Source organism: Acholeplasma laidlawii, from assembly GCF_015709225.1.
GTDB lineage: Bacteria > Bacillota_I > Bacilli_A > Acholeplasmatales > Acholeplasmataceae > Acholeplasma > Acholeplasma laidlawii_A.
This window is the reverse complement of sequence record NZ_JADNRS010000019.1, coordinates 1-16,476: the sequence shown is the minus strand read 5'-3', so window position 1 is coordinate 16,476 and position 16,476 is coordinate 1. Positions and strand designations below refer to the sequence as shown.

The window sequence follows — 16,476 nt, the reverse complement described above, 5'->3', positions numbered from 1 at the left end:
TTTACTCACAGTATTTTTCAAAGGACAATATGAGAATAAATATTTTAAGACGCGTAGTACTTATAAGTTTAATAGGTAATATCGTGTTGACACTTATTAAGTTAATATTTGGTTATTTGGGATCATCAGAAAGTTTATTCAGTGATGGGGTAAACTCGTTTGTAGACATCTTTATAAGTTTGATGCTACTTATGGTTATTAGAGTTACAGCAAAAGAACCAGATGAAAATCATCCGTACGGTCATGAAAAATTTGAGGGTATACTATACTTATTCTTAAGTCTATTTATTATGGCATTAGCAAGCGTTCTAGGCTATAGCAGTATAAGAAGTTTAATCACTACACTCAATAACCCAACACTTATAGAACAACCTATATTTTTCACTGTGATTGTTTCAATGATTTCACTCGTCATCAAAATAGGATTATTTATCCTAAATTATAAAACAGCTAAAAAATACCAATCTGTTGCCTTATATGGTGACAGTAAAAATCATATGTTTGACATATTTTCTACATCGATTAGTTTGATTAGCATTACATTTGCGCTTATAGGATTTGTATACTTTGAACCAGTTGCATCTATATTAATTGCTATATTTATATTCTATTCTGGGTTAAAAATGATTTTAGAGGCTATTTCTTTCTTAGTTGATGAAGCACCTGATCATGAAATCATTAAGTCGATAAAGAAGAGTATATTGGTTTGTCAAGGTGTATTAAAAGTAGATGATTTGAAAGTTAGAAAGCATATGTCACAATTTTATGTGGATGTTGAAATATCAGTAGATAATAAACTTTCACTTGAGGCAGCACATAAAATAGCAGAAGATGTTCACCATTATATTGAAGCGAACTATGATGTAATTCACTGCATGGTTCATGTAAATCCATTAGTTAAGCAAATAAAAACCACATTTTAGGATGTGGTTTTTATTATGAATAGCTATTAGAAGAATGTTGATCTAGCTTGAGCTTTAGTTTCTTGAGAAGCAGAGAATGGAATACGTGTTGTATAGTTTGAACGTGCAGCAACAATCATTTTTGTTGGCCATGCAAAGATATCAGAGTTCCATCTTAATACGGTGTCGTTATATAACTCTCTAGCAGCGGTAATCTCTTTTTGTAGATATGAGTTTTGTTGCATAGCATCAGCTAATGCTCTATGAGCCTTTAGATCAGGATAAGCTTCAAATGCTACATTAATTGAACGCATTGCGCTATCTACTGTACCTTGAATCTCATTTCTGTTTTCTTCATTTGGATGAATACCAGAACGAAGTGCTGCAACAGATTTCATTACATCTTTATCTAAATCAACAGATTGTTTTACAATACCAACTACGTTTTGTAGTACTTGAACACGTTGTTCTAGATAATTATCAATTTGGGATGCATCTCTTTGAATACGTTGTTGAAGTTGATTGAAATATTTTTTAGCATTAATCTTCATAAACAAGAAAATCAACCCTGGAATAATCCCCAATACCCATAGTGCGATTTCAAATATTAATGAACCCACACCCACTTTAACTTGTAACTGTTTTTCGATGACATTGATGTCACGACCGTCTGGATTAACCGGACCATTTAATTCATTTAATTCATTTCCCATTGACTTATTTCCTTTCGTTTGTCTTTATTTTATCATTTTTTTCTGGGTTTAATACACGAGCAGCAAAGTTTTTAATAATAAACATATCTTTTGATGTCATATTATTAGTTCTTAGACGTTCAACCATTTCTTCAACACGTTGTCTAGGAGTTAATGGTTTGTCTTCGGGTATTACATTGATCTCAACATTTGATTGTTTATCTACCGGGATATATTCATTCCATGGAATAGGTATGACATGCATTCTACCATCTCTACCTAATCTAGAAACATAGTCAACGCGTGGGACACTCTTATATCCATATGCTGTGACTTGAATGACATCTTTATGGTCATTGCTTCGAACAACTTTTGTTTTTAAGATATTCCTTGTTGCAGATTCTTCATGTCTAAATTTGTTTACATCCATACTATTTACAACATGTTCATGTTCGAAGAAGGAGACATAACTTGTATATAAATCTTTGTAAAGGTATTCTTGAGTAACCGTTTGTTGGTAAAGAGGAATTGCTAGTACTGGTGAAAAAGCAAAGTATATGTGTCTAAAATATGCATTTTGATAATCTACAAACTTTTTCTTAATATCCTCAAAGTCATAACTTGTATAGTAACTTGGGGACATATCAAGTTTTATAGTTGCTAGATGTTCTGGAACTATAATATTGATTTTTTTATGTTTAATAAAGTCAAAATCATCACCAAATCCAAGAGTTTTTTCCTTCATTAGTTTTAGGAGTTCTGTTTGTGCAAGTGGTGTAAATAACAGTCTAAATTGCACTTCGTGATTTCTATTGGTTGCACCAAAGAGTACTTCAAACTCTGAGTTACCAAATACGGTATAATTTGTACCTTGATTTACGCTTTTTCTAGATTTCTTTTCTAACTTTTTAATTGTCTTATCAACATGTTTATCTATTTGTTTTTCACTCATATGCTCAGCATCTGAGTCTACTCTAGAAAACATTAAATCTGGTGCTGCTTCATTTCCATAAACTAAATAAGATTGATCTATATAAAATGGGTAAGGTTTTTCAACTGTTGCGGTAAGTACTTGTGTATGGGTTGTAGTCACTGTACGACCATTCACTCTAGAAGTAGAAGTATAGGTGATAGTTATTGATCCAGAATAGGTTTTAGTGCCCATTTTATGAACCAAATCCTCTGCGATATAAAAAGGATTACCTTTAATTTCACCGGATTGAACATAAAGTGTTGACCTATCTATAACATTAAGATCATCCAAACCAAATTTATTGACTAGATAATCTAAACGCTTAGAATCAAACATTTGATCCATCTTAATTAATGGAACAGTCTTTTGAAATAATTCTTGACTCATGCCTTCATAAAATAAGTCATTTAATGGTTGCATTTGTGTCCAAGCTTCTTTAAATAATCCTTCTAACTTTTTAATTATTGCTTCTTTATCTTTAACAAGTATTTTAATTTTCGGATTAATCTTTTTAGATATCAAATATATAAACAGTATTGAAAGTAGAAGAGAAGTTGGTATCAAAATATTACTTAGTATATTAGATTCTAAAGTAAGCTGATAGATAGCATAGATTACAAGACCAATCAATACGACAATTAAGAAAATTAAAAAGGAACGTAAACTTCGGTTATTACGAATAGTTTTAGCCACGTTATCTCTATTTTTTTCATTGAGTCTTATATCTTTAACAGTAGATTTGTTTGCTTGGATATCAATTTTCGAATCTAAGACCAAACTGTCTAACATATCATTGACATGTTTATTGTGTAAATCTTTATAGATATTTTTATAACTATCTAATGGTTGATGAAGACTCATATAATCTGAATCATTTGTATGTGTCATATGTACTTACCCTCTAATTTCATCAAAAAATACTTAATATATTAATATTATACATTAAATTAATATAATAATATGAATTCCAATACAAAAAGACGTGATAAAATTGTAAAAAAAATCACTTCAACCCTAATTAGCGGGCCAAAGTGATTTAAATTAATTAGTTAGGAAACATACTGATACGGCATCTAATCCAATGTGTGCTGTCATTACACTTGCTATTCTACCAACAACGATGTTTTTGAAACCATGTTTATCAAGTCTTGTAAGCATTTGATTTAATAAGTCTTCGTTTGCTGAATAAAGTACACCGATTTTAGTCTCTTTGGATGGTGCTTTTGAAGTGACATAATGCATCAAGTCATTTAATGCTCGCTTAGATCCAATTGCATTTTTATAAGATGCAATATGACCATCAACAAGCTCTAAGATAGGCTTTATTGATAATGCAGTTGATATGATAGATTTAACAGCAGATATTCTACCACCTTTTCTTAGTTGAGATAAGTCTTCGAGCATGACTGCGTGATGCATGCGATTCACTAAATTTTCACTAAACTTAACTACATCATCTATATTATCATTTAATTCCATGAATGCTACGATTTCTTCCATCAATAAAGCACTTGCAAGTCCACCATTTTTAAAGTCTACAACACGCATTTGTGTTTTGTAGGTGTCATTTAAATCTTTAATTAATAAATTAGCAAAGTTAAATGTACCTGAAAGTGCCTTTGAAAATGAGAAGAATATGAAAGACTCTCCAGCTTTAGCATATTTTTCAAAGATTGGAAAGATGTCTTCATAACTTGGAAGTGAAGTTTTGATGTCATCTTTTTGTCTAATGTGTTCATATAGTTGATTGATGTCTAGTTCAAATTTATCTTTATAGTTTTTGTCATTGATGATGACTTGAAGTGGTATGGTATCAATCTGATACTTTTTGATAAATGCTTCACTTAAGTCACAAGTTGAATCTACAATTATTTTTATCATGTTAGTTTACTCCTTTATAGTGTCTATTTACTACTAAATATTATAATTCCGCTTTATTAATAGGTAAACCTACTAATTATTTTCACATAATAGAGTAAATTGTCTAGATTCTACTGTGAGTAGAATGCTATTTTATGTTACAATATAGGTATGGAAAATAATAATAAAGACATGATAACTAAATATTTAGCGGATAACATTGTATACTACAGAAAAAAGATGGCACTTACTCAATTAGAGTTAGCCGATAAACTAAACTACTCAGATAAATCTATATCTAAATGGGAAAGAGGAGAAGGAGTCCCTGATATCTTTGTCATAAAAGAATTATCTGTATTTTTTGGTATCACAGTAGATCAGTTAATATCCAAAAGAAAACATCGTTTTTCTTTATTTAAACATCGTTACCTTTTAGCTTATTTTTATGCATCGATTGCATGGTTAATTGCAGGTACAACTTTTGGTATACTATCTATTTTAAATGTAAATTACCCTGCTTGGCATGTGCTTATATATGCTATACCAGTATCTAGTCTAGTATTACTTTGGTTTTTCTTCTTTTGGAGACAGGTCAAGTACATATTTTTATACTTTACATTGTGTCATTGGTCTATGGCTTTAAGTATTACGCTCATGATTGGTGATTTATACAACTATTGGGTATATATCATCATGTTACCAATTTACTTGTTTATAATATTTATGTTTTATATAATTTACAAAAGAAAACGTTAAGAAAGCAGGCTATATATGAAAAAACAATTACCTAAAAGATCTGAGATTAATATCCAACATACATGGGATATATACTCAATTTATAAAGATGACCAGGCGTTTAATTCAGCATTCGATACATTAGAAGGTTTGGTTAAAGAATTCGTTGTTAAATATGAAAAGAGATTAACAGATGCTCATATTATTACAACAAGTTTAAATGATTTAAAAATCATCAATGAAATGATTACTAGTTTAAGTGCTTATGCTTCCCTACAATCCTCTGTTGATGGTGTGGATGAAGCAAATCAGATGAGAAGTGGTAAGACCTCTATAAGACTTCAAAAAGTATCTAAACAACTCAATTTCTTTTATAGTGAACTGAATAAAGTCACTAAGAAAGTGTTGATGGATGCTATGAAGTTAGATCCGTCTAATAAATTATATTTAGAAGATGTTTTAGACTATAAAAAGCACACACTAAAACCCGATGCTGAAAAACTACTCAATGCACTATCTCCTGTATTGAATGCACCTTATGGAAGTTATAACCGCTTCAAGTTAGTTGATATGAAGTTTAGTGACTTTGACGTAGATGGTCAAAAATACCCAAATTCATTTACATTATTTGAGAATGAATATGAATATGATGGCAACACTAAGGTACGTAGAAAAGCTTATGAAACATTCTATAGTAAGTTAAGTGAATACCAACACGGTTTTGCTAGTCAGTATTATGCTCAACTTCAAAAAGAAAAAGCACTTGCTGATGCAAGAGGCTTTAAATCAGTTTTTGACTATCTTTTATACAGTCAAAAAGTACCCAAATCATTTATGGATCGTCAAATTGATGTCATTATGAAAGATTTAGCACCTGCAATGCGTAAATATGCTAAACACTTAGGTAAATTGCATGGTCTTGACCAAGTAACCTATGCTGATTTAAAGATTGCAGTAGATGATTCTTTTGAGCCTAAAGTAACAATTGAATCATCTAAGGAATTACTAATGGATGGACTATCTATATTAGGTGAAGATTATTTAGAGATTGTAAGACGTTCTTTTGATGAAAGATGGATTGATTTTCCTCAAAATATTGGTAAATCTACAGGTGGTTTTTGTTCATCACCTTATGGTCAAAATTCATTTATATTAATTAATTGGAATGGCCAAATGGATGAAGTAATGGTCCTTGCTCATGAAATTGGACATGCTGGACATTTCCAATATGCAAATAAATATCAAAATATTTTTAATACGAGACCTTCACTATATTTTATAGAGGCACCATCTACAACAAATGAACTTATCATGGCGCGTCATTTAATGGAACAAGCAACAGATGCACGTACAAAACGTTGGATCCAATCAGTAATGATTTCTAGAACTTATTATCATAACTTTGTTACACACTTACTAGAAGCTGCATTCCAACGAAAAGTATATGAAAAAATCGATAATTATGAACCGATTTCTGCAAGTGTCTTAAATAACGTAAAATTAGATATATTAAGACAATTCTGGGGTGATGCAGTCGTAATTCCAGATTATGCAGGTTTAACCTGGATGCGTCAACCACACTACTTTATGGGACTATATCCTTATACCTACTCAGCAGGTTTAACACTAGGAACAGTTGTTTCACAAAGAATCTTTGAAAAAACATTAGATCCAAAAGATTGGATTGAAGTCTTAAAAGCTGGAGCTACTAAAAAGCCATTAGATCTAGCACTTATGGTTGATGTAGATTTAAAAACAAGTAAGCCACTTAAGGAAGCAATCAAGTTTATTAGTCATACAATTGATGAAATCATTGCCTTTGATAAAAAATAAAGTAATTTTTAGAACAACCAGTTTATATTATTGTAAAATTAAATAAACATGGAGGTGTTTAATAAATGAGAAGACTTATTGGATTAGTAGGATTGGTAGTAGCAGGTGTTGTTTTTGCATCATTATTTTTAGGTTCCTTCCAAGCATACTTGGACGCATGGGAATCAAGTAGTGACTTATGGACACAAGTACAAGCAGTTGTTGCAGTTATTTGGAACACCGTCTATCAACCATTATTATTACTAATTGTGAGTTTAATTGCCTTAGAAGGAAAGTAAAATCACATAATCAAAGTTGCCTAGGCTTAGGCAACTTTTTATTATATAGGGTATGTTAAAATGATTACTATAAGAAAGTAGAGGTATGAAGATGAAAATTGAAGTATGGAGTGACTTTTCATGTCCGTTTTGCTATATCGGAAAAACAATATTTGAACAAGCACTAAATAATTTTAAAGATAAAGATAAAATTGAAGTCATTTATAAAGCTTATCAGTTAAGTCCAGATGCACCTTTTGAAACAACAGAAGATAGTTATACTATTTTTTCTAGAATGAAAGGTGTTAGTTTAAATCAAACAAAACAAATGTTTATGCAAACTGTAGAGCGTGCAAAACAAGTAGGTCTGGTTTATGATTATGACAATATGAAAATGACTAATACTTACAAGGCACACAGACTAGCAAAATGGGCTAGAACTCTTGGTAAAGAATCGGAGATTTCAACAAAACTATTTGAGGCTTATTTTACAAAAGGCTTAAGTATTCATGATGATGCAGTCTTATTAGATATTGTTAAATTACTTGATCTTAATGTCAATGACGCAAAAGCAGTACTTGGATCAAATCAATTCCAGGAAGAAGTTGATAAAGAAATTGAGGAAGCACAGAGCATTGGCGTACGCGGTGTACCATTCTTTGTATTAGATAGAAAATATGCAGTAAGTGGTGCACAACCCATAGAAATGTTTAATCAAGCGATTGAACAAGCCTATAAAGAAGCAAATCCTTTCCAAACTATCGGATCAGATGATGATCTATGTGGTCCGGATGGTTGTGCAATTTAATGATTAAATTAAATGATGAACGCATTTTCTAAACGAAAATGCGTTTTCGTTAAATATACTTGTAAAATGGCGTATTTGACATACAATATACTTACGAGAAAACGATTTCTTAAATATAATCTATGAGGTACTCATATATGAAAAAACGCTTCAAACATATAGAACCACAAGCAATGATGCCACTTCCAGAACTTGCAAGTTTTTCAAAGTATACTGCAGGTGAAGGTATGGTTTTACTTAAAAATGACCATGTATTACCTTTATTAAACAAAAAAATAGCTATCTTTGGACGCATTCAATTTAATTATTATAAATCCGGTACCGGATCAGGTGGTCTGGTTAATGTCAAATATGTCCCATCATTAATAGAATCCTTCTTAAGTGATCCAAATGTAAAGGTGAATAAATTAGTCTATGAAACCTATAAATCATGGGTTAGTGAGTTTCCTTTCGATTCTGGTAATGGGCAATGGGCATCTGAACCTTGGAATCAAGAAGAGATGTCCATGCATCCTAACATCATACAAGATGCCTCAAAAGAAAGTGATGTAGCATTAGTTGTAATTGGTAGAACCGCAGGGGAAGATAAAGATAATAAGGCTACTAAAGGTAGTTATTACCTAACAGATGAAGAAGATAATCTATTAAAGCTTGTCACTAATCAGTTTAAAAAGACTGTAGTCGTACTTAATGTTGGTAGTGCTATTGATTTATCATTTATGGATAGATATACCATTGATGGCTTAGTGTTTGCATGGCATGGTGGTCAATATGGTGCACTTGCAATAAAAGATATTTTACTTGGTTATAAATCTCCATCAGGCAAACTACCGATTTCTCTAGTAAAAAGTATAGAAAAAGAACCGGCACACCATAATTTTGGTCATAAGGGACAGGTTATTTATGAGGAAGATATCTATGTTGGGTATAGATACTTTGAAACTTTTGATAAAGAAGCAGTAAGGTATCCATTTGGTTATGGTTTAACCTATTCAAAGTTTAAAATTGAACCATTAAGCTTTGATATGGTAGATAAGCATATATTATTTAAGGTTAAAGTCACTAATACGGGTAAAGTTAGAGCAAAAGAAGTAGTACAAGTCTATGTTTCACAACCACAAGGACTTCTAGGTAAACCAAAACTAGTACTCGCAGCTTTTAGCAAAACAAAAGAGTTAGAACCAAAAGAATCTATGATTATCGAAATTAAAATAGATTTTTATAATCTATCAAGCTATGATGATGTAGGTTATATTTATAAATCCACATATGTACTTGAAAAAGGAAACTATAAATTTTATATTGGCAACTCATCAAGACATCATGAACATTTTGGAGATATCAAATTAGAAGATGATATCATCACTAAACTATCAAGAGAACTTTCTGCACCAATTAAGGCTTTTAAACGTATAAAACCAGACGCTAACTTTAATATAACCTTTGAAGATGTACCTTTAAGAACTACAAACTATAATGAATTGATTCAAAAAAATATACCTAAAACACTACCAACTCATACTAAACCTATGAATTTGATGGATGTGTACAATAATAAATACACAATGGATGCATTTGTTGGATCTCTTAGTGTTGATAATTTGGTGGAGTTGACTAGAGGTGAGGGTATGAGTTCACCAAAAGTTACAGCAGGTACTGCGGCAGCTTTTGGTGGTGTTACCGAAGAATTACTAGGTAAAGGTATTCCAATTGCCTGTGCTGCGGATGGTCCAAGTGGTATACGTATGGATTCGGGATTTTATGCATCTAGTTTACCTAATGGTATATCCTTAGCCTCGACATTTGATGTAAAATTAGTTGAAGATCTCTACCAATTATTAGCGTTTGAAATGAAGGCCTATCAAGTGGATTTAATTTTAGGTCCAGGCATGAATATCATAAGACATCCATTAAACGGTAGAAACTTTGAATACTATTCAGAAGATCCACTATTAACTGGTCTTATGGCATCAAGTGCAATTATTGGATTACATAAAGAAGGTGTGAGTGGAACACTTAAGCATTTATACGGTAATAATCAAGAAACTGATAGATTAAACGTGGATGCCATCATATCAGAGCGTGCACAACGAGAAATCTACTTAAAAGCATTTGAGATTGCTATAAAGGTCGGTAAAGCGCGTGCAATTATGACATCTTATAACCCAGTAAATAGCTTATGGACAGCATCCAATTTTGAGATCAATAACTTACTATTAAGAAAAGAATGGGGATTAAAAGGTATTTTAGTCACCGACTGGTGGGCTAAAATGAATGATTTTAATGGTCCTGGTGATGCTAAAAATACGAAGGCTATGATTATAAGCCAAAATGACCTTTACATGGTAGTAAGTGATGCTAAAGCCAATTCTAATCAAGATAATACAAAAGAAAGTTATTTAAATGGCTCATTAAAATTAGCGCACCTACAAAAAGTAGCCAAGAATATCTTAACATATCTTATGACTACACCGGCATTCAATCGTATGCATCATTTGAAACCAAAACCAAACATGATAAAAAGAAATTATTGGTTTAAAACAAATCAAAAACCTTTAAATATACCTACACTAGATAGTTTTAAGTTAAGTGATGAAAAGTCGTATATCAATCCACTGATATTTAACCAAAAGTTAGACAATTTAAGTCATATTAGACAAAAGTCGTCTAAATCATACTTAAATAAGGAAAAAACCTCAGGTATTCTTACAATACATAATCAAAGTGATACGAATATATACCACCTTAATACACTAAATACAGTAAATAATGATGCAAACATTATCAATATAGATACACTAAACATCTTAGATTATCCTGTTTTTGGAAATAAGGCTTGGGATTCTTTAAAACTAGATTTTAATCAAGCAATTTATAGTGTTCAAGATATTGAATATTTAAATAACGAACTTCATATTATAAAAAAAGATGCAATATTAAGTTTTCCTGTTTCGCTTGATAAGGCTGGTAAGTATTTAATCGACTTTACAATATCAAGTGATTCTAGTAACCTTGCTCAAATCCCGTTTTCACTTTATTTAGACAATACATATAAGACTACTGTTACAATACATGGTACAAACGGAAATAAAGTTCAAGCCAGAGCTATTATACTTGCAGAAGAAGGACCTCAAATCCTGTCCATTAAATTCAATAAATCTAGTAATATAATTTATGAAATCAAGGTTACTCGCCATGGATAGACAATAATTATTAGAGTTAATATAAAGTAACTATGACCAAATGTGGTGATAGTTGCTTTATTTTTATCTTAAATCCATCATTTATATATTTTATTGGACCACATATACTATGTGATATAATGAGATGAAGAAACGAGGTAGAAATGAATAATTTAAAAGCAATTATATTTGATCTAGATGGTACATTACTAGATACACTAGATGATATAACAAATAGTTGTAACTATACTTTGAATCAACTTAAACTATCACATGTAAAAAAAGAAGATGTCAGACGCTATTTAGGTAATGGGGCTAAAGCCTTATGGATGCATATATTAAAGCATAATATAAACTATTTAGATGAAGCACTTTCTATTTATTTACCCTATCTAGAAACACATTCAAAAATACGTACTAAGCCTTATGAAGGTATGAATGAACTACTTCATCAATTAAAAAAAACATATCAATTAGCAGTGGTATCCAATAAACATCAAGAGGCAGTAAGTGAAATTATAGATTACTATTTTAAAGGTATGTTTGATGTGGTAATCGGAGAGCGTCCTGGTATACCTAAAAAACCAGATCCTGCACCTTTAAATCTAGCCATTAAAGAGCTTCGATTAAATAAACATGAGGTGCTATTTATAGGAGATTCAGAAGTAGATATTCAAACAGCGAAACATGCAGATGTCAAAGTCGTTGGAGTGAGTTGGGGATTTAGAGATTACACAGAATTAAAACATGAAAAACCAGATTATTTAATACTTAAGGTCGATCAAATACAAAAAATTATACAAGGGGAATAATTTATGTCACTTATAAAACTAGAAAACATTTCTAAATATTATAAGTCCGGTGAGGGTGTATCCGTAGGGATGCAAAAGATCTCACTTGAGTTTAATATTGGTGAATTTATTGCAGTCACAGGGGAATCAGGAAGTGGTAAATCTACACTTTTAAACGTCATTTCGGGTCTTGACAGCTATGAAGATGGTGAACTTTATATTCAAGATGAAGAAACATCTCATTTTTTAGTCAAAGACTGGGAAAATTACCGTTCTAAATTTGTAGGATTTGTCTTCCAAAATTATAATATTATTGATTCATTTACAGTCTACGAGAACGTTCTTTTAGCACTAGAAGTTCAAAACTATCCTAGAAAAGAACGTAAAAAACGTGCACTAGAACTGATTGATAAAGTTGGATTAACAAGTCATAAACATCATAAAGCATCTAAACTTAGTGGTGGTCAAAAACAACGTGCAGTAATTGCACGTGCTTTGGCTAAAGATACACCAATCATTGTTGCAGATGAACCAACAGGGAACTTAGACTCTGAATCCAGTAAACAAGTTATTTCGTTACTTCAAGCATTATCAAAAGATAAGTTAATCATCATTGTTACACATGACTATGATCAAGTCAAAGAGATAGCTACACGCCATATAAAGATGCATGATGGTGAAGTGGTAGAAGATAAGACATTAAAGAAAAATACACATGATGATGCCAAAATAGAGCCGTACATTAAGCCAATGACTGTGGGATCAGTTGCTCGTTTTGCTTTAAGAAATCTATTATCCAGACCTAGATTACTACTGTTTTTTATTGCACTACAAGTAATGATCATTTTAGTCTTTACAATGACGTATAGTAATGTAATGAATACAGCAAGGCAAGATTTATTTAATTTAAATTTAGATATGGGTCCTGATATTCAAATATTTGATTTTCACACTTCAAATATGTCGGATAATCGTATGAATGTTGTTAGAAAAGATGGTCAGACAATATCTTCAGATGATGTTGAATATTTATCTAGTCTAAGCGGTTCAAATCACTTTGTTTACGAAGGTGTCTTGTTCATTGATGAAATAGAAACGAACTATATGTATTATACACATCCTCAAGGATATACAGAGTATATTCCGCAAACTTATAAATACGACACAACGTACTTCATCTCTAAACAACCGCAATTTCTAATTGAAGGGAAAATGACAAACCTTAGTGCTACTGAAGTTGTTGTATCCAATGCTTTAAGAGTGAATATTGGTGCAATTCTTTATAGTAGAGAAGATGTTGTTACTTCAGAAGAAGTAACCCCTATACAACTAGATACTTATATATATCGATTCCCATTTGAAGATTTTCCGGATAAGAATATTAACAATATCACTTGGTTAATCACTTATGATCATATTGAAACAATCTCATATTATGGCTGGGACCTACTTGATTTAGAACAATTAGACCCTGTTAGAAAAGATTACGTAACAAATGTTTCTGTCTTAGTTGAGTTCTATGAATATAATGAAATTAATTATACAGTTGTAGGTATATTTGATGACTCCAATCGTGGTGCCCTTTACTTTTCACATGATGAATTACTTAATGCCAGTGGTAATCAAACCTTATCACTTTCTGCAAGTAGTGAAATTACAGCTGAAAGGCTCTTTAAAGCAATTGATAAAACAACATATAGAGTGATTTATCCAGCACTTGAACAAAATGCGATTCAAGCATTATTTGCACCAATCAACTTTCTGATTTCACTATTCTTTTACACTTTAATCTACGCATTTGCATTATTCTTATACTTTATTCTATATTCAGTCATGAAGAATGTAATGAGTTCTAGAAAGAAAGATTTTGCAATCTTTAGATCGATTGGTACCAATGAGTCTAAACTTGGTTTATTAGTTATATTTGAACAAGTATATATGATGGTCATTTCATTTATTGTATCTATGATTGTCATAAATATCTTAAGTTACTCAAATTACAGTATGAACTTAATCCTACAACGTTTACTTCCGTTTGATTATGTTATTTTATTCCTAACATTTACTTATCTATCTATATGGTTAGCTAGAAGATTCAATAAGAAGACCTTTAAAATATCAGTCATTGAAAATCTTACAGAAAGTAGAGAAGATACATTATGATAAGCGTTAAACATTTAGATAAACACTTTAATCGTGGTAAGAAAAATAGTATTCATGTATTAAATGATGTATCTTTAGATTTCCCTAATAAGGGCCTTGTTGTTTTACTAGGACCATCTGGATCTGGTAAGACAACACTACTTAATGTGATTGGTGGACTTGATAAAGTTCAAAAGGGTCAAATTGATTTCTTTGATCATCATATATCACATTATAAATCTGCAATATGGGATAAAATTCGTACTGAAGAAGTAGGCTATATTTTCCAAAATTATTACTTAATGCCAAATTTAAGTGTGTTTGATAATGTGGCGTTTGTTCTTAAGATGATCGGTATTCAAGATAAAAACGAGATAGAAACTAGAGTGAACTACATCTTAAAACAGGTAGGTATGTACCGTTTTAGAAAAAAACGTAGTACGCAATTATCTGGTGGACAACAACAAAGGGTAGCGATAGCTAGAGCACTTGTTAAAAACCCTAAAGTGATTATTGCTGATGAACCTACTGGTAATTTAGACAGTAAAAATACACTAGAAATCATGAATATCATTAAATCAATTTCTGCTAACAAATTAGTTGTATTAGTAACACATGAAAAAGAACTTGCAAACTTTTATGGGGACCGAATCATTGAAATTAAAGATGGTAAAATCATCAATGATGATCAAAATACCACGTTACTAGACCATGCATTTTCCAATGATAATACGATTTACTTGAAGGACTTAGTGGAAGTATCTAGTTTAGATTCAAAACACTTAAAAGCATCCTTTTATTCAGATAGTGATGATGTATTACCTACTCAAGTACGTTTAATCATTAAAAATAAGACACTTTATTTAGATATTCAATCAGATATTCAAAAGATTAAGTTGCTAAATGAAGAATCTCATATGATTGTCAAAGATGAACATTTCACTAAAAAGACAAGAGAAGAAATGTTAGTTACAACATTTGATGATAGTGTCTTAGATCATACAAACTTAGATAAGCATAAGAAGTTTACAATTTCTTTCAAAAACAGTTTTTGGATTGCTTTTAGAAAACTCATAAACTTTGGTCGCAAAGGTAAACTCATGTTAGCAATCTTTATGATTAGCGGTATGTTAGTAGCATTTGCAACCATTAATATGTACAGTATTCTTACAAAAGACTATAAAGATGCACTTACGATGGATGAACGTTATATCCAGGTAAATAAGAACTCGTTTTATCAAGGAAACGGTGGTGCATCAGCTTTACTTGACAAGGTAAACGATGAAACCAATGGGGATTATGTCATTTATATGCAAAGACTCGCAGCTAGTAACCAGTTAAGAATCAATTTAGGTAATGGGGCATTTAAATCTTTAGCATCTAATATTAAAATAGAATATAGTAAACAACTTAAACAAAATGATATATATGCAGGCAGATTACCTTTAAATGCTAATGAAATTGTTTTAAGTTATGGTGTTTATTCAAAAGATGTATTAAGTGATCAAAACTACCAAGATATAGGTATTTGGCGTCCAGAGGATTTCATTGGCGAAGTACTAGCATTTAGTGGTGCATTAAGTGACCCACAAAAGCGTTATACAGTTGTAGGTATATCTAAAGCTAAGTATATTGCTATTTATGCATATGATTATAATACAGCATTTACTTTGACAAACTTTGATTCTATCAATAGTCCAAGTTATACAACAACTAGAGAGTTCGAAGAATCTATATTAGCATCCTCAGGTGCTAGTTTAGATGCCTATATCTTTACACCAAACTATTTAGAACTTAAACAAGCACTAGAAGATGCAGGTTACATGGTGAAATTAAGCAGTCAAGCTGTCATTGACCAAAATAATATAGCAATTGCACAACAAACTGCTGCAAATTTACTTATTACAATCTTTTTAATTGGTGGTGGCTTATTAGCATTTTACTTTGTGATGCGTTCTAGTATGATATCTCGCATTTATGAAATATCTGTATATAGAGCCTTAGGTGTAAGAAAACTAGAAATTTATAGTTCATTTGCTGTTGAAATTATACTTTTAACAACTGTATCCTCTTTAATCGGATTTGGACTGATGTCATTTATACTAGGTGCATTTTCTAATTCACCGCTAAGAACATTTATAGGTTTTAGAATTGATTTTTTCATTATCTTATTTGGTGTAATCTTTGTATATGCAACAAATCTACTGATAGGTCTACTTCCAATGGGACTCTTACTTAGAAAAACACCTGCACAAATTATAAGTTCTTACGATATATAGCTTAAAAATAAAAAGGGGATTG

The 16,476-nt window shown here is 31.2% G+C and carries 12 protein-coding genes; 9 read left to right on the top strand and 3 right to left on the bottom strand.

Annotated elements, in window-relative coordinates:
• Nucleotides 1-29 precede the first annotated feature (29 nt).
• Entirely contained in the window at nucleotides 30-923 is an 894-nt protein-coding gene (locus tag IY230_RS01460; protein ID WP_196369573.1) for a cation diffusion facilitator family transporter, read from the top strand.
• 26 nt (nucleotides 924-949) lie between these two features.
• Here IY230_RS01460 and IY230_RS01455 read toward each other — a convergent pair whose 3' ends face one another.
• The 3 genes from IY230_RS01455 to IY230_RS01445 all read right to left on the bottom strand — a co-directional run bounded on the left by IY230_RS01455 (nucleotide 950) and on the right by IY230_RS01445 (nucleotide 4,448).
• A complete protein-coding gene (locus IY230_RS01455) occupies nucleotides 950-1,615 on the bottom strand; it encodes a LemA family protein (protein WP_041634008.1) in 666 nt (221 codons plus the stop codon).
• A gap of 4 nt (nucleotides 1,616-1,619) precedes the next feature.
• The gene (locus IY230_RS01450; RefSeq protein ID WP_196369572.1) at nucleotides 1,620-3,455 is read right to left on the bottom strand and encodes an MAG1210 family protein; all 1,836 of its coding nucleotides are present in this window, start codon (nucleotides 3,453-3,455) and stop codon (nucleotides 1,620-1,622) included.
• Between the two features lie 153 nt (nucleotides 3,456-3,608).
• Nucleotides 3,609-4,448: a DegV family protein gene (locus IY230_RS01445; RefSeq protein WP_196369571.1), complete on the bottom strand. Its 840-nt coding sequence runs from the start codon at nucleotides 4,446-4,448 to the stop codon at nucleotides 3,609-3,611.
• Nucleotides 4,449-4,598: 150 nt separating this feature from the next.
• On the opposite strand from IY230_RS01445, the gene IY230_RS01440 reads away from it, so the two are divergent.
• The 8 genes from IY230_RS01440 to IY230_RS01405 all read left to right on the top strand — a co-directional run bounded on the left by IY230_RS01440 (nucleotide 4,599) and on the right by IY230_RS01405 (nucleotide 16,454).
• Nucleotides 4,599-5,183, top strand: coding sequence for a helix-turn-helix domain-containing protein (locus tag IY230_RS01440; protein ID WP_196369570.1), 585 nt, complete (start codon nucleotides 4,599-4,601; stop codon nucleotides 5,181-5,183).
• A 15-nt stretch (nucleotides 5,184-5,198) separates the two neighbouring features.
• Entirely contained in the window at nucleotides 5,199-6,995 is a 1,797-nt protein-coding gene (gene pepF, locus IY230_RS01435; RefSeq protein ID WP_196369569.1) for an oligoendopeptidase F, read from the top strand.
• A 65-nt stretch (nucleotides 6,996-7,060) separates the two neighbouring features.
• On the top strand, nucleotides 7,061-7,273 hold the full coding sequence (locus IY230_RS01430) for a hypothetical protein (protein WP_196369568.1): 213 nt from the start codon (nucleotides 7,061-7,063) through the stop codon (nucleotides 7,271-7,273).
• Between the two features lie 91 nt (nucleotides 7,274-7,364).
• Entirely contained in the window at nucleotides 7,365-8,060 is a 696-nt protein-coding gene (locus IY230_RS01425; RefSeq protein WP_196369567.1) for a DsbA family oxidoreductase, read from the top strand.
• A gap of 137 nt (nucleotides 8,061-8,197) precedes the next feature.
• Nucleotides 8,198-11,263: a glycoside hydrolase family 3 protein gene (locus IY230_RS01420; protein ID WP_196369566.1), complete on the top strand. Its 3,066-nt coding sequence runs from the start codon at nucleotides 8,198-8,200 to the stop codon at nucleotides 11,261-11,263.
• Nucleotides 11,264-11,406: 143 nt separating this feature from the next.
• Nucleotides 11,407-12,054: an HAD family hydrolase gene (locus IY230_RS01415; RefSeq protein ID WP_196369565.1), complete on the top strand. Its 648-nt coding sequence runs from the start codon at nucleotides 11,407-11,409 to the stop codon at nucleotides 12,052-12,054.
• Nucleotides 12,055-12,057: 3 nt separating this feature from the next.
• Entirely contained in the window at nucleotides 12,058-14,196 is a 2,139-nt protein-coding gene (locus tag IY230_RS01410; protein WP_196369564.1) for an ABC transporter ATP-binding protein/permease, read from the top strand.
• Complete coding sequence (locus IY230_RS01405) at nucleotides 14,193-16,454, top strand: ABC transporter ATP-binding protein/permease (protein WP_196369563.1); 2,262 nt, start codon at nucleotides 14,193-14,195, stop codon at nucleotides 16,452-16,454. Before IY230_RS01410 ends, IY230_RS01405 begins: the two co-directional genes overlap by 4 nt.
• The last annotated feature ends 22 nt before the right edge of the window (nucleotides 16,455-16,476 follow it).